We start from the raw sequence: 22,141 nt of genomic DNA on the forward strand, positions 1-22,141 counted from the left end.
TCATCCGTGGCAACTGTTACTAGTACCCTAAGAGCCCTCCCGAAAAAGGGAGATACGCGCATATCAGTAACCATGCATATTTGATGGTATGCAGAGCCAAAGCGGCAGCCTCCACTCAATGGCCACAGATTCACGGTCTCTGCTGCCGCACCAAATTATGAGGTCAGCTCTGCGCTCGGACAGAACGGCGCCAATCCTTCACAGAGTCCGCAAGAGTGTCTGATCCCAGAGACTCGTTTCGGCGTTTCTTCCGGCAGGGGAAGGGGCGGCGCCAGGTGAGAAATAGGCCGGCCCAGCCCAAGACCACAGCACCGGCGGAGGCAACGGCAGCGAGGGAATCTTCGCCAAAACTGCCGATTTCATCAGTATCTAACCAGCGCAGGCAGTAGTGGGCGAAGCTGTCGGAGGGATAGTGATCTTTCGAGGTCGACCAACTCAACACTTTCCCACTGAGGCGGTCTAGGTCTAAGTCACCGCACTGATCCGCCCGCTCCCGAGGTCCCCAGAGGACATCGGTCCTTTTACGGACGGGAACAGTCGGAAGCCGGTGGATCGCCATTGTACGACCGGCCCTCAGTCACAGCGAAGAACTCATCTGGGTCCACAAAGATCCACCGACAATACCTCCTCCTCCGGTGCCACGTTCCGTGGTCGCGGAACCGTTTCGGCCGTGCCGGCGCTTCGCCGCCACTGAGGCCGCATACCAAGTAAGTGGCCCAGCAATAGCGCCTCGCGACGCCGCTGGCCACGATCACCACCAGCGGCCGAGCCATCCAAAGACCAACGGTGTTGTGCAAGTTGAAGTCCCTTGCCTTCCCCAGCAGGCCGCGCTGGCACCAGCCCACATTGCGAACCCGGCGTCGAGACCAGCGGCGACGAGCCCACAAGCATAGACCGTTCAGAACCAGGAAGAGAAACACCAGAAAGGCAGCGTCAGTCGTGCCGCGCACGACCTGACGCTGATCCCCTCGCACCCCGAATCGGCAGTGGACCGTTCTCACGGTACCGAAGAAGTGGCGGACCACCGAAGATCCCTCACCGCCGGCAAGACTTCAGGTCACATCAAACCTCTTCACCCATCGCACGCTGATAGCCTCTCTCGCCCTTTGCTCGGACTCGCTTGAGCCGCTCAAAGTACTCATCAGCTTCTCTCAGCTCAAGTGGAGAGTCTTGGGCCTTCATCCGATACTCCATGTCCGACTTGAGCTCGTAGAGATCCGTCAAAGCGCGATTATTGACTCGCCAAAGCTTCTTGTTCGCGAACAGGGCCTCCCAGGTGCTTAGAATCGAGGCAGCACCAGTTGCTACCATCGCAAGAATAGGCAGCCACCGGGAATCGAGGATCTCTGACGCACCGATAAAGACGGTGGCTAGCGCAGCAAGTGTTGCTGGTACGACCGTAAATAGAAAGGCTGCCTTGCGATTGAACCGCTTTCTCTTCGTGTAGAGGTCAATCTCTCGATTGACTTGCTCCTCGACATATCCCAACTGCGCGTTTTCAGAGCTCAAACCACTATTCCCCTATGGTCTTGAATCGAATCGCAAACCCTCGTTGACAGCTCAGAATTCTAGATCTAAGTGTAAACCAAGGGGATCTTCTACAGAAGCTGCATCCCCACCAGCAGCAAGAACGCCACCACAACCCAAAGCACCGTCCAACCCAACGAGTCGCTCTTCACGCTCGCCAGCATCCGATGGTAGAGCTCGCCTGCCCCCGGCGGATCGGGAACATGGAAGACGAACTCGATCTTGATCTTGGTTCCGTAGAGTTCCCTTAGAAATCCGATGACTTCCGCCGTGATCTCCGAGCGAGCCTCTGGGGTGGAAGCGTCGGGCCAGATTCGGGTCCAGAACTCGTTCCGACCTTCCAACGCCCAGCCTCGGGAGTGAAGCTCCTCATGGTGCTCCTCCGAAAGGTGGAAGCCCGGCTGTCGGTAGGCGTTGTAGATCACTTGAGCGCAGATCTCGGCGTCGTCGGCCACCACGAATTGTCCGAGACAAGTCCCCTTCGGATCCGATCCCAGGATGGTGATGATGCCGTCGCCCTGGAACTCTGGCTGGTTCTGAGCCTCAGCGAGGAGCTCTGCAGGAGTCGGCTCGAAGATATGCGGGACGACCTCGATCTCGATCTCGCCTGCGGCGCCGGAGACTTGATGGAGAAGGTCCAGTGCTTCCGATGCAATCTGAGCTCGAGCTTCGGGGGTCGAAGCATCGGGCCAGATCCTGGTCCAAAACTCCTTCCCTGCCGCCTTCCAACCTCGGGAGCGAAACTGCTCGCGCTGAATCCTCGAAAAGTGGAAGCTCGGATTCTGATACGCGTTGTGCAGAATCTCTATACAAATGGAAGCGTCACCGTCCCCCGAGACCTGCCCCAAGAGGGTCCCCTCCGGACCCGCCTCCACGATGGACATGAACTCGCCTCGGCCTAGTACCTCGTCGATCGCATCGAGGATTCGCTGGTGGTCGTTCAAGAAAGAACCTCCAAGGGCGAGTCAGGAATCATCCGATGAAATACCCTTCTTGAACGCGACGCTGATCGGTCCATAGAACGAGAGGGCAATGATCGCTCCTCCCAAGAGGTGCCCCAAGAGGCTCCAGAATCCAGACCATCCATAGTCGATGGAGGCTGTACTCCAAGCAGCCAGAGCGAGAATCCAAACCCACAGCGCAGCATAGAAAAGCCGTGCTGGGCGCAAGAAGAGCAGCATTCCAAGAGAGGCCAGCGCCCAGGCGAAGAAGGTCACGGTGTAAAGCTCGGATGAGGCAAAGGTCAGAAAGCCCGGCGGCAAGGCTTCATCGAGCATCTCCCACAGTCGGTCAGGAATTCTCAGCACCATTTCGTCATAGAGAAAGCTACCGATGCCATAGGACAGAAACTCCACCAGGACCAGCAGCTGGAAGACCTTCTTGGCTCGTTGGGACGGCTCCTGCTCGTTCTGCGCAACGGCTGCTTCCCCGTCGGCCTCCGGGGGCTCCTCGTCGTCAACTCCTGCCGCGGAGTCCTTCTGCCCGGCAGCCCTCTCGTGCTGGGATCTGAGGAGCTCCGCCAGCGCCTGCCGGGCGGCCTCCGCGTTCTCCGCCGGCACTCGCAGCTCGACGGGACCAACGACCGGGTTGAAGCCCGCCCCCAACCGCCCGCCGGCGAAGAGATCCTGGAGGCTATCGTTGCGCTGGGCATACTCGATCCCGTGTTCGTCCAGGATGGACTCCGCGAGGGTGATCAAGCCGCCATCTCCGGACGACAACACCGTTTCCAGACCCAACGACGCCTGAGGATCAGCTGGTTCGTTGGAAGGAGCCTCGCTCGAAGGACTGTCGATCAACGAGGTACCACAATCAGCGCATTTATCGGAACCGTCTCGATATTCTTTCCCACAATCAGGACACAGCATCTCCAACTACCCTCCTTCGGGTTCCGGAGGTCTACAGTTCAACGAGAGTGCGCTCCACTACAAAGACATAGATTCTTTTATTCTACCACAACATAAAGCCGTACTTACGGGCCGCTTGCGCAGCGGGAATCTCCTTGCCCCACCCAACCAACCCGCATAACCTCCCCCCGTGCCCGTCGTCCTCATCCCCTTCGCCCTGATCGCCCTCTTCTTCGCCATCCTGGCGCTCATCGCCATCCTGTTCCCGCTGGGCATCTTCAACCGGTATCGGGTGGCGACGTCGCGGCGGAAGGCGCGGGGGTGTTTGGCGTTGGCGAATAGCTTCGCCTTTGCGCTTTCGGCGTCGACCCTCTTGGCCACCGCGGCGGTGACGAGTGTGTGGGAGCCGCGGGCGCTGCCGTACGTGGGCGGCGGATTCGTGATGGGCGGCTTGTTGGGCTGGCTGAGCTTGGCCATCAGCCGGTGGGAGGAAACCGCGGACGGGTTGTACGTGACGGCGCGGCGATGGCTTGTGCTGACGTTGATTCTTGTGGTGGTGGGGCGCTTTGGATACGGGATCTGGCGAGCCTGGAATGCGCTGGTGGTACGGCCGGAGGATGAGTCCTGGCTGGTGGCGGCGGGGATTGCGGGGTCGTTGGCAGCGGGGGCGCTGATCATCGGGTACTCGCTAGTCTATTGGCTCGGAGTGCGGCGGCGGGTGCGGAGGTACCGGCGGCGGCAGAGCCTATAAGCCGTAGGTCCGTCAGGTGGCGAGGGCTCCAAAAGCCCCCGAGCCCTCACCACCGACCGCTCGCCCCGGATCCGGAAGAAAAGCTCCCACCGCCGGAGGACGACGAGCTGAAGCTGCTCCAGCCGTTATCGTCGTCGTCATCCTCGGGCACGCGGGGTATCCGGTGGTGGGAGACCGAGTGGAAGTCGCAGTGGACGCAATCCTCGACCACTTCCGCCAGCCCCTCGCTGACGGTGGTCGCGTGCTCCAGCACGGTGCGCACGCGACTCATGGTCACGTAGTTGCATTCCGGGCACCGCTTGAGGCGGGTAAAGAATCTCTGGAGGCGCACTTTGAGGATGTCCCCGCAGCGAGGGCAGGCCCACAGAAGATAGTCGACGCTGCCGAGATTCTCTTCCATGCGCTCGGGGCGGGAGAGGTGGGCGTCGTCTTCCTCCTCCCCGAGCTTGACCCTGCGCACCTCACACCGCTCGCAGCTGCGCGGGCGCCGGGGCCAGGCGTAGGCGAAGATCAGCCCGCCAAGGGCCAAGAAGCCACCAAGCGCAGGAGCATAGGGGTGGCGCAGCAGCTCCTTGGGCGAGAAGCCGTTGCCTGGAGCTTCCCCAGGACGGGCTCGAGTGGGAACCTCCGGAGCCCGCGACGCAGCCCTTGGTGCATCAGCGGGAGCCTCCGAGGCCAAGATCCTCTGCTCTACCGCCCGAGCACCGGCCAGCAAGCCCGCACCGTAATTTCCCTCGCGGAAGCGCGGCACCATGTGGCGGTCCATAATCCTCTGGCTGATGGAGACCTGGCGGGAACCGTCCACGCGATACCCAAGGACGATCTCGGCAGCCCGCGCCTCCGTCGCGACGAGCAAGAGAGCGCCGCGAGGGTTGAGATTCCAGCGATTGCCCAAGGCGGTAGCGAAGGTGCGGGGATCGGCCCCGGAGAGATCCTTCACCAGCACCGCCACCAGCTCGCCTCCGTAGCTCTGGACCCGCTGAGCCGAGGTCTCGATCTGAAGTCGGTGCTCTGGATCGAGAGTCCCCGTCAAATCCACCACCCAACCATCCGGGCGGGGATCCGGAATGTCCTGCACGGTGACGGCCTGGGCGGTGAAAGCTCCAACGAGCCCAATCACCCCCAGGAGCAAGCTGCAGAATCGAGACGACCGTCGGACGTCAGCCGGCCATGAACGCATGGAGTGGACTCCTTCAGAAGGCAAATATCTTTTATTATGTCATATTCACCTAAAGCTCTCCAAGCAAAAATGCCCGGACCACGACCGAAGGTCGCGGCCCGAGCCAGGGAAGACAAGCCAGGGAGAACGAGTGAAGGGAAGGCTACGACTGCGACTCGTAGGCCCCCATGTCGACGCTCGAACCCACCACCCGGGGCTTGTCCAAGAGGTCGAGGCTCATCAAGGCCGGGGCACCGTTGGAGCCGGCGTTGATGCAGGGGGAGCCGGAGGCCAGCTGATAGTTGCCACTGGCGGCGTCGGCGAAGGCGGGGTCCACGGAGATGCCGTGGGCTCCGGCGCTGACGCCGGCGTAATTGGAACCCTGGTTGCCGTAGACACAGTTGTAGTCCAGGGTCGCAGAGCCGCCGGTCTTGCTGATGCCGCCCACCGCGCCGCCGCCGTCGGCGGTGGCGTTGTTGTCGGCGACGATGTTGTTCATCAGCACCGGCTCCCCGCCGCTGATCCAGATCCCCGCACCGAGAGCACCGCTGGCGACGGCACCGGGGGCGGAGAGAGAGTTGCCGACGATGGTGTTGTTGACCACCATGGGCCGGCCGCTGGCGAGCCACACGCCGCCGGCGCGGACGCCGGAACCGGTGAAGCCGTTGGTGTAGGAGTTGCCGGTGATCAGATTGTTGGCCAGCAGCGGAGCCCCGCCGTGGAGCTGCACCGCACCGGCGTTCTGGATCACGTTCGGGATGCCGTTCCAGGACCCGCTGTGGTTCTGGATGATGTTGTGGCTGATGATCGGCGAGCTCGGCCCCTGGGCGACGACGCCGAAGGTGCCGTTCTGGATGGTGAAGCCATCCACCACCGTGTCGGATTGGGCGTCCGCGGCGATATTCACCACCGTGCCGCTGCCGCCACCGTCGAGGATGCTCGTGTGGGTGGCCCAATCGCGCTGTTCGAGAGAGGTCTCGGTACCGGCGAAACCGCCGAAGAGGGAGACCTGCGGCGGCACGCTGATCTTCTCCTGGTAGGTGCCCGCCGCCACCCAGATCGCCGTGCCGGCTTCGGCGGCAGAGAGGGCGTGGCTGACCGTAGCGAAGGCCTGAGACCAGCTGGAGCCGTTGGCGCTGTCGCTGCCGCCGGGACTGACGTAGAGGGTCGCCAGCGGGGGCTCGAAGCGCGCTTCCACCACCCGGCTCATGGAGCCGTCCGGGGCAAAGGCCACCAGCTTGGCATCAGTGGTTTGGGTCACCATCAACGGCACGGAAAGGACCGGGCTGGTGACGCTCGGAGTGCTGCCGTTGACGGTATACCGGATCGTCGCCCCGGGACCCGCCTCGGCAGCCAGCACGGAGGGCACCATGCCTTCTCCTTGGATCATCACCGGCGGATTCGACAGCTGGTTCTCATAGGCGCCCAGGTCGACCTGCCCGGAGACCTCCCGCGCCAGACCCTGGATGTCGAAGGTGCGGCCCGGAGGCAGCACGGCCGGCGAGCCGGCCTGCAGGCAGGGGGAACCGGACTGCAGACGGTAGTTTCCGGAGCCCCAGCTCACATAGAGCGGATTCGCTTCCACCGCTCCGCTGCCCGCCGAAACTCCGTCGTAGGCATGGGGCGAGTTGCCGTAGGTGCAGTTGTAGGAGACCGACACCGTGCCGCCGGAGACGGCGATGCCGCCGCCGGGAGCCGAGCCGTACCCGGAGACGTAGGACGAGTTGCAGTTGGTGGAGATGTTGTTGGCCACCACCGCGTCGCTGTTGTGGCAGACGATACCGGCGGCCCTCACCGCATTGGCGTTGGGATTGGCCGAGCCGCTCACCCGGTCGATGGTGTTGCCGAGGATCGTCGGGGAACCGCTGTTGGTCGAGATGCCTCCCGCCCACAGCGACGACACCGGATTCCCCTTGTAGGACAGCTGGTAGATCAAGTTGCTCGTCACCAGGGCGTTGCTGGACTTGAGGACGATGCCACCAACCTGCCAGTTCGACCAGTCGGCCTTGTTCTGGGACAGGTTGTGGATGGTGTTGCCGTTGATGGTCGGCGCCGAGCCGGACTGGCAGAGAACGCCCTGGTTGGCGTTGCGCAGGATCATGCCGCTGACGCCGGAGTTCGCCTGGGCGCCGGCCCCGAAGGTGATCAGCGTGCCGCCGCCTTTGCCGTCCAGAATGCACCGGTGGTTGACCGGGTCCCGCTGCTGGATCGTGGTCTCCCAGCCGCCGAAGCCGCCGAGGATGTAGATCGACGACGACACCGTCACCTTCTCGTAATAGATCCCCGCCGCGACCCAGATGGCGGTGGCCTCACCGGCGGCGGAAATGGCGCCGCCGAGGGTCTGCTTCGCCTGGTCCCAGGAGGCGCCGGAAGCCGAATCGCTACCCCACTGCGCCACCCGGATCACCGTCGCGGTGCTGAAGTCGACGCTGACCGTCGGGCTGGGATCCCAGCCATCTTGGAAGCCCGCCGCCTTCACCGTCGCCGGCGCTTCGAGCACGAACTCGCCGTCGTAGCGGGTGCTGTTGCTGGTGGGGGCGGAGCCGTCGGTGGTGTAGGCGATGTAAGCCGTCGGGGTCTGCCCCTGCATGGTGATGCGCACCGGGGCGATGCCGTCGGTGGGGGTAATCTCGATGGGCAGCACCCGGGGCGTTCCCTGGTACTCGCAGGCCCCCATGTCCATCGCCGAATCCACGATCCGTGGCTCGCCGTAGCGATCGGTGCTGTCGCCGGAAGGGAGGAAAGTGGAATTGCCGGCGTTGATGCATGGCGAGGTGGACTGCAGCTCGAAGTCTCCCGAGCCCGGGTCGTAGAACTGCGGATCGTCCTGGAGATCGCCGGGCTGCAGGCTGGCGCCGTAGATATCCGCGGGACTGTTGGACCAATAGCAGTTAGTGGACAGGGCCGTGGATCCCCCGGAAACCCAAACTCCACCCCCCTGGCGCCCAAGTCCAGTGACGCTGTTGTTGGCGACGATGTTGTCGGCGAAGGTGCAGTCGGAGTTGTCGGCGTAGAGGGCCCCACCGTGGCTCGGGAGCCCGACGGTGTCCATGTTGTTGACCTTGTTCTGGTAGAAGGTGTTGCCCACGATCTTCGGCGAGCCACCGGAGGCGTAGACCCCGCCGGCGTTGATCGACATTCCGGGCATGGTGGCGCTGGACGAGTTGTTGACGATGAGGTTGTTGGTGATGGTGGGCGAGGCGTCTGTGCAGTACACAGCGCCGCTGGAGAACGAGTAGCCGCGGGAATCGTTCTGGCCGGTGAGGGTGTTGCCGTTGATCACCGGCGCGCTCCCCGAGTTGCACAGGATCAGCCGCTGACCGTGCTGGACGGTGAAGCCGTCGATGCGGGTGGAGGTGGAAGCGTTGGAGGGCACCGTGATCACCGCGCTGGCCCCGCTGCCGTCGATGATGGTGGTGCTGCTCGCCGAGCTCAGATCGCGCTGATCGACGGAGCTCTCGGTGCCCTGGAAACCGCCGTAGAGGGCGACCCCGGAGACCATCGTCAGAGACTCTTGGTAGGTCCCCGCGGCAACCCAGACCTGGTCCCCGCTGCCGGCGCTGGACAGCGCGCTGGCGATGGTCTGACGGGCCGCGGACCAGGAGGTGCCGGAGTTGGAATTGTTGCCCTGGGGTGAAACGTAGAAAGTGGTCATGCTCGCGCTCCTAGACGGTTGGGTGGTTGGCAAATCAAGCCTTCACCCAGAGCAGTGGGACGGAGCGGAGGGCTATCGCACCCTGGAGCAGAATCCGTTGCGAGTCCTATGCGTTCGGGTCGCCGTCCTCAAGCCAGTCAGAAGCCGGCCAAAAGCCGGCATAGGCTTCCGACAACTCCAGCGACGGGGCCAACGCTCCCAGGGCGGGGCAGCTAGCGGATCTGCTGGGGATAGAGGTCCAGCATGTGCAGGGCGGCGCGGGTCATGCGGCCACCGAAGGGGTGATCGAGGTTGAAGCGCGCCCCCAGACTCACCGGCCGCTCGCTGGTCTCCGGCGGCGCCAGCAGCGGCGCCTCGATGATCGGGCGATCGTCGATGAAGAGCCGCGCCGTGCTCAGCGGCCCACGCCAATATCGCACCGTGAAGGCCACCCGATGCCATTCCCCGGCGGTGAGGGGCACCGTGGCCTCGAGGATGGTGTTGGGACCATCGTTCTCGCCGGTGATGTTGAGCGCGACGATCCCCGTCTCCCGCAGCACCAGCTTCCAGGCTCCGGCGCTGGAGGCGATGAGCTGCTTGACGTTGGTCGCCTCCGGCAGGATGTCGACGACGAAGGTGAAGTGCGCAGCGTGGAAATTCTTCCCATCGTCGTGGGTCAGATGCACCAGCCCGGGGTCGAGGGCGGAGAACTCATACTCCAGCTCTCCCCCCGGCCCGGTGGTGATGCCGGCACCGCCCTCGGTGTAGGGAGCCAGGGGAACCCTCGAGACCTCGCCCCGCCACTCCAGATAGTCCTCCATCATGGCGGCGGTACGGTTGGGAAAGTCGCCGGAACGGTCCGTCGTCTCGAAGGGATCCGCCACGATGTCGAAGAGATGCTCCCGATGCGGCCCATCCTCCACCGGCTCCACCACCAGCTTCCACTGCCCCCGCCGTAGCGCTCCCCAATTGAGCACGTGAGTAGTGCTCTGAAACTCCTGCTTCGAAAACTTCGACTCCCAAAACCGCGCCCTGGGCGGCGGCGAGTAGGTGGAGTCATCGAAGAGCACGGCGAAGCTCCGCCCCTCGACAGCTTCCCCACTGGGATCGCCGCCGGCCAGCTCCAAGAAGGTGGGGAACCAATCAAAGCTGTAAATCAACGCATCGTTGACCTCCCCCGGGTCCAAGGCTCCATCCCAACGCATGATCAACGGCGCCCGAATCCCACCCTCGAAGGTCTCGGTCTTGAACCCCCGATACGGCCCGTTGGGACCATGCCACGGCTGGTGCGTCCCGCCGTTGTCGCTGGTGACCACCACGAGCGTCTCCTGCATCAGACCGAGCTCTTCTAAGAAATCCACCAGACGGCCGATCTGGAAGTCCGCAAAGCAGAGCAAGGAATCAAAATTCTGCCGCTCGTCGGCATCGCTCTGGGGATCCTCGATCCTCTCCGGACAATGTTCGGGCAAATATTGCGGATCCATCCCCGGCATCGGCGCCGTCTGTGGCGGCTCCAACGGCGTGTGCGGCGCCCAATACCAAAGGTTTAAAAAGAACCTGCGGGAGTCCCCGCTGCTCACATGCTCCCCGATGAGCTCCATGGCCCGATCCGTCAGCACCTGCGTCGCATGCCCCTCCGAAGGCACCGCGATGCCGCTGCAGTCGATATCCACGTCCGGATCGATGTAATCCTCCCGCAGCAGCCGCACGGAGCGCTGGAAGCCTTTGCCGCAGGGCCGGTGGTGGGGCTCCCGGATGCCCAAATGCCACTTCCCCACGTGCCAGGTCGCATAGTCCACCCCCGGCTCCCCCAGCGCCTCCGGCAGAGTCCGCACGCCCCCCGGAACCCCCCGCGGAGAATCCTTCGGCACCCCCACGTCCATGCCGAAAGCCGCAGGGTCGAGCCCGGTCAAGAACGAAGCCCGCGTCGGGCTGCACCGTGTCCCCATGGTGTAGTACGACAAGAACTGCACCCCCTCCGCCGCCAACGCATCCATCTCCGGCGTCGGATTGCTCCCCCCGTACACCCCCACATCACTCCATCCCATGTCGTCAAGCATGATGAACACAAGATTCGGCGGATCCGGCTGCGCCCCCACCTCCACCGCGACCAGAGCGAGCCCCAGAGACACCGTCCAAGCCAGTCGACGAGCCCACATATCCCCTCTCCTTTCTCCTGCCGCACCCGCAGGCGCACCGGGGAGATTGTTCCGAGCGAGTTGTTGGAGAGTAGTTTCCGGGGGGCTGGGGGTTGGTGACAGGGGCTGGTTCAGGAGGCTACTGGTTGAGCTGGCAGCCTCCTGCGACTTTGGCTACCAGGCCTTCACGCCATGTTGCTCGGCGAAGTAGAAGAGCAGATCCACATTCCCCGGCGCATACCCTAACTCCCGCAGCAGCACCGCAACCTGCCCGCGATGGTGGACCGCGTGGTTGGCGGTGTGGTGCAGGAGCTCGCCTACCGGCATGGAGCGGATGGCGCCGCCGGCTCCGGGGTATTCGGCGGAGCGTTGGAGATCTTCTTCGTCTAGCTCAGCCAGAAACTCGCGCACGGAGCCCTCGACCCGGCGCCACTCTTCGATCAGGGAAGCAGCGGTGGGATAGGCAGCCGCTTCCAGCTTGGGCCCCCGCGCCGGGCCTCCGCAGCGCTCCAGCCAGCCCCGCTCCGTGCTCAGGACGTGCACCAGGGTGTTGCGGATGGAGCCGTAGCTCCCCGCCACCGGGCGAGTGAACTCGTCGGGGGAGAGCTGCTCGATGACTCGGAAGAGCTTCTCGTTGGCCCAGTAGCTGTAGTCGAAGAGGGTTTGGAGGTCGTGGATCTTCATGGGTTAGGGTACGCCTTATGAAGCAGTGGAGAGGGAGCTTGAGGATCGCCGGTAGGCTGAGCCACGAGCATACAGCGGTCTCACCCAGGCCCTTCGGCAGAAGGCCTGAGTCGGTGTCCGGATGGAGCCTGGCGTGACAGAGCGAACCGTCTGGGCCGCCTACCTTGTTCTCCAAGCGATTCTGGGCGTCGCCTGGTGGGGCATGTTGCTCGCCTGGCCTGAGTCCCGCGGCTTCTTCCTGGCGGCTGGGGAGCCGGAAGGGGTGCTGTTTTCCTTTTGGCTCGCCGAAATCGCGAGCTTCGTCGGAGGGTCGGCGGTCTGCGGCTGGTTGGTGCTCCGGGGCAGCGCCAGCGCCCAAGTGGCCCTGTGGCTCACCGCCGGCGCGGTGCTCTACGCGGCGCTCTATTGCCTCGGACGAAGCCTGCTGACGGGCGATGCCTGGCTGGCCACGCTGCTGATGCTCGGACCGGCCGCCCTGACGACCCTCGCCGCCGCTCGCCATGGCTAGCTTCAATCCTCTCCGCTTCTTCCGAAGGGCCGCGCAGGGCAGCGCCGCGCGGAATCTGGTGAAGACGGGGCTGCAGACGGTGCTCTTTTGGAGCTTCTTTCTGCTGGTCATGCCGTGGGCGCTGATCGAGGTCGAGCGGGCGCTGGGCATTCCCCGGCTCTCCTTCAGCCTTCCTCCGGCGATTCCCTGGACGGTGTTCGCCCTGGCGGGAACCCTCGGACTGCTCAGCGGCGCGACCATGGCAGTAGCGGGCTTGGGAACGCCCCTACCGATGGACGGAGCCCGGCGGCTGGTCACCACCGGACCCTACGCCCACATCCGCAACCCCATGACCGTCGCGGGGCTGACCCAAGGAGCCTGCGTCGGCGTTTGGCTGCACTCGCCGCTGACCCTGGCGTACGTGCTGGCGGGCGGTATGATCTGGAACTTCTTCGTGCGCCCCATCGAGGAACGGTACCTGGAAGCCGAGTTCGGTGCGCCGTTTCGGAGGTACCGAGAAGCGGTACCCTGCTGGTGGTTCCGCCTGCGGGCCTACGAACCGACGGATCGCCCGGGCACCTAAATCACTTCTCCTCGCACACTCCCCCTCCCTCGATCCGGAGCTACAACTGAGACTGGATGACACGATGACCAACCCAAACCAACCTCTCGACTCCACGGCCCTCGACCTCACCGACGAAGAGCACGACCTCCTCCGCCGCTGCTTCGACGACGCCATCACCCACCGGCGGATCCGCAGCGTGATCATTGCGGCGACTCTGTTCGGGGTACTGCTGGCAGCCGTTGGCTTCTTCACCGACTTCCAGCTAGCGGTGACCCTCATCGCCCTGGTCTACGTGGCCGTCACGACCCTGGAGAAGGTTGCCTTTGGGCGGTCGGTGTTGCTCTACAAGGGGCTGGTGCGCAAGCTGGCGCTGCAGGTGGGGGATCTGTGGGAAGAGGATCCGGCCGGGCGGCCCGAAGTGGGCCAGCCCGGCCAGGGTGGTTGAGAGTTGGACCTTGCCGATTGAGCGAGGATAACCCCGGGCGGGTTAGCGGATCTGCTGAGGGTACAGATCCATGGTGTGGAGCGAGAAATTCTTCATCTCCCCAGCAAAGGGAAACTCATAGGTGAATTGCTTGGCCCCCAAACTGACGGGGCGGGGACTGGTTTCCGCCGGGACGATCAAGTTCGTCTCGACGATGGGCTGGTTGCCGACGAAAAGCCGGACGGTACTCGCAGCACTACCACCTCGCCACCAGTTGCGGACGGTGAAGGCCACTCGGTGCCATTGCCCAGATGCAATGGGCTGACCGCTGACGAGAATCGTATTCGGCCCGTTGTTCTCTCCCGTAATGTTGAGGGCAACGGTGCCATCCGGGCGCAGCACAAGCTTCCAGGCCCCTTGGCTCGAAGCGAGCATCTGCTTGACGTTGGTTTGATCCGGCTTGACATCGACCACGAAGCTGAAGTGGGTGTCATGAAAATTCTTCCGCTCGTCGTAAGTCAGATGAAGTAGGCCATCGGTGCCGTCGAATTGATAGATGTCCTCTCCGGAATTGGGATCGGTGGTCACCGTCACTCCTGCATTCGTCGAGCTAGCGGTGGGAGTCAAAGGGATCCTCGACTGCTCCTTTCTCCACAGCATGTATTCCTGATAGAGCCACGAGGTAATGAGCGGCTCGGCAAGCGAAAGGTCCGATTGCTCGTAAGGATCCAGGTCAATATTGAACAGATACGTATGATGATCCCCTCCCACAGTCGGCTCGACTACGAGCTTCCACTGGTCTTGGCGCATCGCGCCCCAGTTTAGAACGTTGCTGGTCGACTGGAATTCGCTCTTAGAAAACCGGGACTCCCAAAAGCGAGGGATGGATTGGGGAGAATAGGTCCCTCCTTTGAGCAGCGAAGCGAAGCTGCGCCCGTCAACGGGCAAGGACAGAGGGTCACCGCCGCCGAGGTCGAAGAAGGTCGGGAACCAATCGAAGCTGTAGAGCAGCGAATCGTCTTCCTGGTTCGCAGCCAAGTTCCCATCCCAACGGACGATCAGGGGGGCGCGGATTCCTCCCTCGAAGGTCTCGGGCTTGGAGCCTCGGAAAGGTCCATTGGGGCCATGCCAAGACTGATGGGTCCCGCCGTTGTCGCTGGTAACGATGAAGAGCGTGTCGCTCATTAGATCCAGCTCTTCCAGCTTGTCCACCAAGCGACCGATCTGATAGTCGACAAAACAGACGAGAGCGTCGAAGTTCTGCCGTTCCTCAGTGTCGCCCTGCGGGTCCTCGATCCCCGGGGGACAATATTCCGGCAGATATTTGTGCCGATCCTCAGGAGGCACCGAGGCGGTGATGACCGGGGGCGGGTCCAAGGGCGTGTGGGGAGCCCAGTACCAGAGATTGAGGAAGAAAGGACGAGGGTCTACGTTGATCAAATGGTCCTCGAAGAAATCTATCGCTTCGTCGGTCAGCACCTGGGTGGCGTGGCTATCTTGAAAGGTTAGAGTCACCGCACATTCGAATTCGACCTCCGGATCGGTCCGGTCATCCCGAATCAAGCGGCGGGAGCGCTCAAAGCCCATGCCGCAGGGCCCATGATGAGGCTCTAGAATGCCCAAGTGCCATTTGCCGATATGCCAGGTTGCATAGTCGATGTTCGGCAGCGCTAGAACTTGAGGAAGGGTCGGAATAGTGGAGGGGATCGAGCGAGGAGCGTCGTCCGGAACTCCTACGTCGATGCCGAAGGTAATAGGGTCGAGGCCGGTAAGGACTGAAGCTCGCGTGGGACTGCAACGAGCCCCCATAGTGTGGTAGTTCGTAAAATTAAAGCCCTGAGATGCCAGAGTATCCATCTCCGGCGTCGGGTTAGTGCCTCCGTTGACTCCCACGTCCGCCCAACCCAGATCGTCGAGCATGATGAAAACGATATTCGGTGAATCCGACTGACCATAGAGACTCGGGGCAGACCAAAGTAGACAGAGCACTAGTGCAAGATATTTGAGTTCGCTGCGCATCGGCAAATCTCCCTTCTCCGCCCGCTCGGGATGAGCAGAACGGACCCGATTTACTTGGAAGCCCGAACCCAGAGATGTCAGTAAAGAATGCAGCCAGGGAAGATTAACAGCAAAGAATTATTGTAGCCAATAACAGAAGATTAACAGCGAGAAATCAAGTCTCGCCTGCAGAATCATCGAGAGAGGGAAAGTGATCGAGGGGTTCAGCCAACACCCAACGCGTAGGGGGACTCTTCGTACCCCCCGTCGTACACCACCTTGCCGTAGTCCAGCTTGAGGATGCGGTCGGCGAGGTTGTAGTAGCGGTCGTCGTGGCTGATGACGAAGATGGTTTTGCCGCGGTTTTGGAGGTCCGGGAGGATGCGGCGGTAGAAGATCTCGCGGAAGTGGGGGTCTTGGTCGGCGGCCCATTCGTCGAAGACGTAGACCGGGCGGTCTTCCAAGTAGGCGGTGAGGAGGGCGACGCGTTTTCGCTGGCCTTGGGAGAGGGAGGTGGTGGAGAGCTCGCCGCCGGCGACTTCGACGATGCCTTCGAGCTCCAGCTGGCGCAGGTACTCCGCCGCCTTCTCGTCCAGATGAGGATCGTCGAGACCGAGTAGGGCGTCAAAAAGATGGGGGACGGCGAAGACCGTCGAGAAGAGCTGACGGTACTCCTCCATCTCCGACGGATCCAAAGCCCGGTCGCCGAGCCGCAGCTCGCCGCCGCTGGGCGGGTAGAGGCCCACCAGGATGCGCAGGAAGGTGGTCTTGCCGCTGCCGTTGCCGCCCACCAGGAAGACCAGCTCGCCAGGCTCGAAGGTTAGATCGAGAGGCCCCAGCACAAAGCGGCCGTCGGCGTCACCGTAGTCGTAGCTGACGCCGCGGAGGTGCAGCGTGTCCCAGGCTAGGGAGGACTCCGCCCGCGGCCTCTCGGTGGTGACGGGCTGCTCCAGGGAGAGCTGGAGATGCTCCACCTTCTGCAACGCTACCGAGGCCTGGCCGAAGGTGGGCAGCGAGTTGAGCACCCCCTGGAGGGGATTCATCATGTAGAGCAGGATGATGGTGTAGCCGAGGATGGCGCGGTTGTCGACGCCCAGCCAGGCGGCGCCGCCCAGGGCCAGGACGCCGATGACCACGAAGAAGAGCAGCGCTCCCCAGCTGGCGGCGGCGCTGAAGATGGTCATGGCGGCGACGTGGAGGCGGAAGAGGCCGCGGCTGCAGGCTTCCACCAGGCCGACGAAGGCGTGGGCGCGGCGGCGGTGGAGCTTGAGCTCCTGAATGCCTTCGGTGAGGGAGCGGAAGCGGTTGAAGAGCACGTCCTGCTCTTCCCGGGCCTGGGCGAAGCGGCGCTCCCCCGCCAGCAGCGGCAGCTGGTAGGTGACGATGCCCACCGCCATCACCGCCAGCAGCATCAGCAGGAGCGGCGGTGACAGCCAGCCCAGGTAGACCAGACAGCCGAGGATGATGGAGCTGCCGACGCTCAAGGTGGGGATCTGCACCATGCCCTCGCTGATGGCGCCGACGTCATGGGTGAGGGTGGCCAGCAGGCGGTGGCTGCCCAGCTGCTCCAGGCGGCCCAGGGGGGTGGCGAGGATCGAGCGGGTGAGCTGCACCTGGAGCTCCAGCACCAGGCGCTGGCCGAGGCGCACCAACAGGACGTCGGAGACCACCCGGCTCACCGCCACCAGCGCCAGCAGGCCGACGAAGCCCCAAATCACCCGCAGCGAACCAGCGGCGGCCTCCGGCTCCTCGACGATGGAGTGGATCATGGCCAGCAGCCCGGCGCTGCTGGAACCACTGAGCAAGCCGGCCAGCACCGCGACGAAGAGCGGACCCGGGGCTCGGCGAAGAAGGAAACGAAGAATTCTCACGGGGCGCCACCCAAGACGGTCGAGAACAGATCAGGCGAATACAAATCAGACCCGGACAAATCAGAGAAAGCCCAGCGGCGGACGAGGCATAGCATACCCGCCCCGCTCCCCAGCGGCAGCGTTGACGGCAACAGCGGCAGTGGAATCGGCTTCTCGGCCCGCGCGTGTCCTAATCTGGGCTCCGAGGGGCACACCTGTACCGAGTCGTCCAAGACTGGGGCTTGGGGATGGCCGCCGGCCGGTCGCCGGAGCCTCCAACGGACTCGGGCGAGCCAAGCCGTTGAAGCTCCGGAGCACAGTCCTAGAGCGCCGCGCTCAGTCTTCGGTGCGCCGCGGTATCTTCGTCCAGCGCAACATGCGACGCTTCGATCCGTCTAAAGAGCAGGGAGTCCCTGAATGCTGAGCAAAGATCTTCAACACGCCCTCCGTTCGCTGGCCCGCCGGCCGGCCTTCACCGGCCTCGTGGTCGCCGTCCTTGCCCTGTGCATCGGCGGCAGCGCGCTGATGCTCAGCGCGGTCAACGCCCTGGGCATCAATCCCCTGCCCTATGAGGACGCAGAAGATCTCGTGGTGTTGCAGGAGACCTACCTGCCCAGCGGCGGCGTGGCCTACAGCCCGTCCTACCGCAACGCTCAGGATTGGGACGAGCAGAACGAGGTCTTCGAGGAGATGGCGTCGTTCATGCACTACCGCTACCGAGTGATGTTCACCGGCAGCGCGGCGGAGCGGCTGCGGGTCAATTACACCGAGGCGAAGTATTTCCGCCTGCTGGGGGTGGAGACCGCCCAGGGCCGCACCTGGACCGATGAGGAGGACCGCCAGGGAGCGGCGGTGGCGCTGATCAGCCATCGCCTGTGGCGCGACCGCTTCCGGGAGGCGGAGGACATCCTGGAGCAGAACATCTCCCTGGACGGCGGTACCTACGCCATCATCGGCGTGCTGCCGGAAGACTACGTGGACATTCCCCTCTCCTTCGAGGACCACGCGCCGCACCAGCCGGTGGATCTGTGGATGCCCCTCACTACCACCACCGAGGTCTTCGGACCCGGCGTGCTGGAAGACCGCATGTCGAAGTCCATGGGCGGCATCCTGGCCCGGCTGAAGCCCGGCGTCAGCCTGGAGGCCAGCCGCGAGGAGATGGACCGCATCGCCGGAGTCCTGGCTCAGGAGTACCCGGTCAACGAGGAGTACGGAGCGCTGGTCAACAGCCTCAAATGGTACGTCTTCGGCAACCTCGACCGCACCCTCAACCTGCTCTTCGCCGGCTCCCTCTTCGTGCTGCTCATCGGCTGCATCAACGTCGGCAGCCTGATCCTGGTGCGCGCCCACAACCGCCACCGGGAGCTGGCTCTGCGCTCCGCCCTCGGCGCCAGCCGCCGCCAGCTGATGCGCCAGGTGCTGCTGGAGGGGCTGCTGCTGGCGCTGGCCGGCGGCGCCGTAGGCTGCCTGCTGGCGGTGTGGGGAGCTCAGGTGATGCCCGCCGCCCTGGCCCTGCCGCCGCTGGTGAGCGTCGAGGTGGACCTGACGGTGCTGGCGGTGCTGGCGGCTCTGACCCTGCTCACCAGCCTGGTGGTGACCCTGCCGGCGGCGTTGCGGGTGGGCGGCCTGGAGCTGATGGACAGCCTGCGCCCCGCCGGCGGCCGGGAGCAAGGCTCCTCAGCCCTCAGCCGCAGCCTGCGCCCCCTGCTGGTGGTGGAGATCGCCACCGCCGTGGTGCTGCTGGTGGCGGCGGGGCTGCTGTGGAAGAGCTTCCAGGATCTGCACCAGCGGGGCATGAACTACGACAGCGAGAATCTCACCGCCATGCGCCTGGAGCTGGTGGGGGACGAGGTGGCGGATTGGTCCAACGTCTTCGCCCGCTACCGCCAGATCCTGGAGGCCGCCCGGGACCTCCCCGCCACCGAAGACGCCCTGCTCTGGTACCCCGGCATTCCGGGGATCAACGGCACCATCCTCGAGGTCTATCCCGAGGGACAATCGCCGGAGGATGGCCGGCTGCAGGCGGATCTGCACCTGGTCAGCGCCGACGCCCTGGCGGCGCTGGGCATCCCGCTGATCAAGGGCCGGGAGATCAACAGCGGCGACGACACCCAGGCGACCCGGGCGGCGGTGATCAGCGACGGCTTCGCCGAGCTCATGTGGCCGGGGCAGGAAGCCATCGGCAAGCGTTTCCGCGGCCGGGTGGAGGCACCCTGGACCACGGTGGTGGGGGTCTATCCCCAGGAGGCCCTGGCCTATCGGCTGAGCGGCGAGTCCAACCCCACCGTCCTGCTTTCCATGTCCCAGCTCGGTCCGGCCAACTTCGCCCTGCTGGTGCGCAGCTCCGCTCCCCCGGGGGAGGTCGCCCGCCAGCTGCGGGAGATGGTGACCAGCATCAGTCCGTCCATCCCCGTCTTCGACATCGCCACCATCGAGCAGCGGCTGCGGGCGGAGGAGGAAGAGGAGCGCTTCAGCACCACCCTCATGGGGCTCTACGCCGGCCTGGCGCTGGTGCTGACCATCCTCGGGGTCTACGGCACCCTCTCCTATTCGGTGGCCCGCCGCACCCACGAGCTAGGCATCCGGCGCGCCCTCGGCGCCCAGAAGGGCCAGCTCTTCCAGCTGGTCTTCGGCAACGCCGCGGTGCTGCTGGTGATGGGCCTGGGCCTCGGCCTCTTCGCCGCCTGGGCGCTGGCCCGGGTGCTCTCGGATCTCTTGGAAGGCGTGCTGCACTTCGATTTGACCACTTACTTCCTGGTTTCCCTTGTCATCGCCACCGTAGTCCTCGTCGCCAGCTATTTCCCGGCGCGGCGGGCCATCCAGGTGGATCCTCTGATCGCTTTGAAGGAAGAATGAACCATGGCGAGCATCCTGTCCCTGCACACCCGCCACGACGCCAACGTGACGGTCTCCGTCGACGACCAGGTTCGGCTGATCCTGGAGTGTGAGCGCCTTTTCGGCCAGCGCTATTTCGCCTACTCCCGGGAGCCGGAGGAATTCCGGGTTCAGCTCGACCGCACGCTGGAGACCGTGGGCCGCCTCACCGGCGTCGAGAGCTTCGACTTCTGCATCGGCAATTGGATTCCCGAAGAGCACCAGCCGGTGATTCAGGAGCACGTCCCCGCCCGCCGCTTCGTCGAGACCACCCACCACCGCGCCCACGCCGCCGGCACCTATGCCCTCTCGCCCTTTGACGAGTGCCTCATCGTCTCCATCGACGGCGGCGGCAACGACGGCTGGATCAATCTCTATCAGGGGAGCAAGGGCCGAGTACGGCTGTTGAAGCGCATCGACACCAACCTCGGCGGCTGCTACCGCTTCCTGGGCAATTTCATCGCCGAGATTCGCTCCCGCAAGGCCTTCCAATTCACCTTCGGTCTGGACATCGCCGGCAAGCTCATGGGCCTGGCCGCCTACGGCCGGCGGGACGAAAAGCTCCTGGCAGCCATCCGCAAGGCCATGCGCTCCTTCCAGCACCCCACGGACCTGGAGGCCTTCGCCCGGGAGGCGGGCATTCCCTTCGAGGTCGACTGTCTGGAAGGCCAGGCCGGCCGCGATCTGGCGTGCAACGTTCAGCTGGCCATGGAAGAGCTGATGGAAGAAGTCTTCCGGGAGAACCGCGACCTGCTGGAGACCCGCAATGTCTGCCTCACCGGCGGCTGCGCCCTCAACGTGCTGAGCAACAGCAACCTGGCGCGCAAATACCCCGACTACAACTTCTATGTGCCGCCCAACTCCAACGACTGCGGCATCGCCCTGGGGAGCCTGTGCGACCTCTTCCCCCAGACCCGGGTGGAGGAATGCGCCTGGGACGGCGTGCCGCTCCTCGACGAAGCCGGCGCCGGCGCCTTCCGGGAAAAGTTCTCCCACCGCGCCACCAACCCGGCGGAGATGGCCCGGCTGCTGGCGAACGGCCGCATCATCGGGGTGGTCCAGGGCAAGTCGGAGCACGGCCCCCGGGCCCTGGGCAACCGCAGCATTCTGGCGCTGCCGGGCTATCCGGGGATCAAGGACACCCTCAACCAGAAGGTGAAGTTCCGCGAACCCTACCGCCCCTTCGCACCGGTGGTGGCGGTGGAGCAGGTGGACCGCTACTTCGACCTCCCCGCCGACTCCCCCTACATGAGCTTCTCCGCCGACGTGCGGCCGGAGCATCGGGAGGCCCTGGCGGGCATCACCCACGCCGACGGCTCCTCCCGGGTCCAGACCCTGCGCCGGGAGCACAATCCCCTGGTCTACGAGATCCTCGACGAGCTCGCCGCCCTCGGCCACCCCGCGGTGCTCCTCAACACCTCCCTCAACATCAAGGGCAAGCCCATCGTCTCCCGCCTCAGCGAAGCCGCCGAGATCCTCGAGACCACCGAGCTCGATCTCGTCTACTACGACGGCGCGCTATTCGAGAACCCGGCGGCCCGGGAGGAGCGGGAAGCGGTGGTGGCGGGGGAGCGGGGGGGTTGAGTTGAGCTCTCCAATCGATCAAGGCTATAAGTCACAATCCAATTCTCAAGCCTTGCTGCAGAGCACGTTTGTGCATACAATCTGATCCGTGGACTTCGAATGGGATCCAAAGAAGGCCGCTGCCAACCTACGCAAGCATGGCATCGACTTCGCCGATGCGGTTCTGGCACTAGAAGATGAGTTGGCTCTTACGGTCCGAGATGACCGATTCGATGATGAAGATCGCTATGTGACACTGGGCATGGACGACACCAGCCGACTCCTGGTGGTGATCTTCACCTGGCGCGGAGACCGCATTCGATTGATCTCCGCCCGACGCGCTACGAGCAAGGAGCGCCGACAATACGAGGCCAAGCCATGAGCAAGGAATTCGACTTCAGCCAAGGAAAGCGGGGACCGGTCGTCCCCGTACCGAAGAACAAAGCCCGCATCACCATCCGGCTGGATCAGGATCTTCTGGATTGGTTCAAAGGTCAGACCCACGCAGCCGGCGGTGGCAACTACCAGACCCTGATCAATGCAGCCTTGCGCGAATATGTAAGCCAGAAGCGAGAGCCACTGGAAGATACCCTCCGCCGGGTCATTCGCGAGGAGCTGGCGACCAGCTCCTAATTCAGCCCAC

Annotated in this window: 18 protein-coding genes; 8 read left to right on the top strand and 10 right to left on the bottom strand. The window is 64.0% G+C overall.

Translation table 11 applies throughout. From position 1 onward, the window contains the following. Window positions 1-521: 521 nt before the first annotated feature. From SX243_05365 to SX243_05380, 4 genes are all read right to left on the bottom strand, one after another. Complete coding sequence (locus SX243_05365; protein MDY7092388.1) at window positions 522-1,025, bottom strand: PepSY domain-containing protein; 504 nt, start codon at window positions 1,023-1,025, stop codon at window positions 522-524. A 37-nt stretch (window positions 1,026-1,062) separates the two neighbouring features. Continuing rightward, window positions 1,063-1,509, bottom strand: a complete 447-nt coding sequence (locus SX243_05370; GenBank protein MDY7092389.1) for a DUF4231 domain-containing protein — start codon at window positions 1,507-1,509, stop codon at window positions 1,063-1,065. Window positions 1,510-1,598: 89 nt separating this feature from the next. Continuing rightward, window positions 1,599-2,471: a hypothetical protein gene (locus tag SX243_05375; GenBank protein ID MDY7092390.1), complete on the bottom strand. Its 873-nt coding sequence runs from the start codon at window positions 2,469-2,471 to the stop codon at window positions 1,599-1,601. Window positions 2,472-2,492: 21 nt separating this feature from the next. Beyond that, window positions 2,493-3,392: a DUF2007 domain-containing protein gene (locus SX243_05380; protein MDY7092391.1), complete on the bottom strand. Its 900-nt coding sequence runs from the start codon at window positions 3,390-3,392 to the stop codon at window positions 2,493-2,495. Between the two features lie 169 nt (window positions 3,393-3,561). On the opposite strand from SX243_05380, the gene SX243_05385 reads away from it, so the two are divergent. Continuing rightward, on the top strand, window positions 3,562-4,122 hold the full coding sequence (locus SX243_05385) for a hypothetical protein (GenBank protein ID MDY7092392.1): 561 nt from the start codon (window positions 3,562-3,564) through the stop codon (window positions 4,120-4,122). A gap of 46 nt (window positions 4,123-4,168) precedes the next feature. Here SX243_05385 and SX243_05390 read toward each other — a convergent pair whose 3' ends face one another. The 4 genes from SX243_05390 to SX243_05405 all read right to left on the bottom strand — a co-directional run bounded on the left by SX243_05390 (window position 4,169) and on the right by SX243_05405 (window position 11,737). Beyond that, window positions 4,169-5,302: a TPM domain-containing protein gene (locus tag SX243_05390; GenBank protein MDY7092393.1), complete on the bottom strand. Its 1,134-nt coding sequence runs from the start codon at window positions 5,300-5,302 to the stop codon at window positions 4,169-4,171. A 142-nt stretch (window positions 5,303-5,444) separates the two neighbouring features. Beyond that, window positions 5,445-8,936, bottom strand: a complete 3,492-nt coding sequence (locus SX243_05395) for a choice-of-anchor Q domain-containing protein (protein ID MDY7092394.1) — start codon at window positions 8,934-8,936, stop codon at window positions 5,445-5,447. A gap of 212 nt (window positions 8,937-9,148) precedes the next feature. Then, complete coding sequence (locus tag SX243_05400) at window positions 9,149-11,074, bottom strand: sulfatase-like hydrolase/transferase (protein MDY7092395.1); 1,926 nt, start codon at window positions 11,072-11,074, stop codon at window positions 9,149-9,151. 153 nt (window positions 11,075-11,227) lie between these two features. Beyond that, window positions 11,228-11,737, bottom strand: a complete 510-nt coding sequence (locus tag SX243_05405) for a DinB family protein (GenBank protein MDY7092396.1) — start codon at window positions 11,735-11,737, stop codon at window positions 11,228-11,230. Between the two features lie 133 nt (window positions 11,738-11,870). On the opposite strand from SX243_05405, the gene SX243_05410 reads away from it, so the two are divergent. The 3 genes from SX243_05410 to SX243_05420 all read left to right on the top strand — a co-directional run bounded on the left by SX243_05410 (window position 11,871) and on the right by SX243_05420 (window position 13,234). After that, window positions 11,871-12,245: a hypothetical protein gene (locus tag SX243_05410; protein MDY7092397.1), complete on the top strand. Its 375-nt coding sequence runs from the start codon at window positions 11,871-11,873 to the stop codon at window positions 12,243-12,245. A 58-nt stretch (window positions 12,246-12,303) separates the two neighbouring features. Beyond that, the gene (locus tag SX243_05415) at window positions 12,304-12,807 is read left to right on the top strand and encodes an isoprenylcysteine carboxylmethyltransferase family protein (GenBank protein ID MDY7092398.1); all 504 of its coding nucleotides are present in this window, start codon (window positions 12,304-12,306) and stop codon (window positions 12,805-12,807) included. A gap of 64 nt (window positions 12,808-12,871) precedes the next feature. Continuing rightward, window positions 12,872-13,234, top strand: a complete 363-nt coding sequence (locus tag SX243_05420) for a hypothetical protein (protein MDY7092399.1) — start codon at window positions 12,872-12,874, stop codon at window positions 13,232-13,234. A gap of 42 nt (window positions 13,235-13,276) precedes the next feature. On the opposite strand, the gene SX243_05425 is transcribed toward SX243_05420, so the two are convergent. Both SX243_05425 and SX243_05430 read right to left on the bottom strand, forming a co-directional pair. Then, a complete protein-coding gene (locus SX243_05425; GenBank protein ID MDY7092400.1) occupies window positions 13,277-15,232 on the bottom strand; it encodes a sulfatase-like hydrolase/transferase in 1,956 nt (651 codons plus the stop codon). Window positions 15,233-15,435: 203 nt separating this feature from the next. Next, the gene (locus SX243_05430) at window positions 15,436-17,082 is read right to left on the bottom strand and encodes a cyclic peptide export ABC transporter (protein ID MDY7092401.1); all 1,647 of its coding nucleotides are present in this window, start codon (window positions 17,080-17,082) and stop codon (window positions 15,436-15,438) included. A 396-nt stretch (window positions 17,083-17,478) separates the two neighbouring features. Here SX243_05430 and SX243_05435 point away from each other — a divergent pair, with 396 nt between their 5' ends. The 4 genes from SX243_05435 (at window position 17,479) to SX243_05450 (ending at window position 22,131) form a co-directional block, all read left to right on the top strand. Further along, entirely contained in the window at window positions 17,479-19,917 is a 2,439-nt protein-coding gene (locus SX243_05435; GenBank protein ID MDY7092402.1) for an ADOP family duplicated permease, read from the top strand. A 3-nt stretch (window positions 19,918-19,920) separates the two neighbouring features. Beyond that, window positions 19,921-21,519, top strand: coding sequence for a carbamoyltransferase C-terminal domain-containing protein (locus SX243_05440; GenBank protein MDY7092403.1), 1,599 nt, complete (start codon window positions 19,921-19,923; stop codon window positions 21,517-21,519). 88 nt (window positions 21,520-21,607) lie between these two features. After that, window positions 21,608-21,880, top strand: coding sequence for a BrnT family toxin (locus SX243_05445; protein MDY7092404.1), 273 nt, complete (start codon window positions 21,608-21,610; stop codon window positions 21,878-21,880). Further along, complete coding sequence (locus tag SX243_05450) at window positions 21,877-22,131, top strand: BrnA antitoxin family protein (GenBank protein MDY7092405.1); 255 nt, start codon at window positions 21,877-21,879, stop codon at window positions 22,129-22,131. The genes SX243_05445 and SX243_05450 overlap by 4 nt, the downstream gene beginning before the upstream one ends. Window positions 22,132-22,141 lie beyond the last annotated feature (10 nt).

Source organism: Acidobacteriota bacterium, assembly GCA_034211275.1.
GTDB lineage: Bacteria > Acidobacteriota > Thermoanaerobaculia > Multivoradales > JAHZIX01 > JAGQSE01.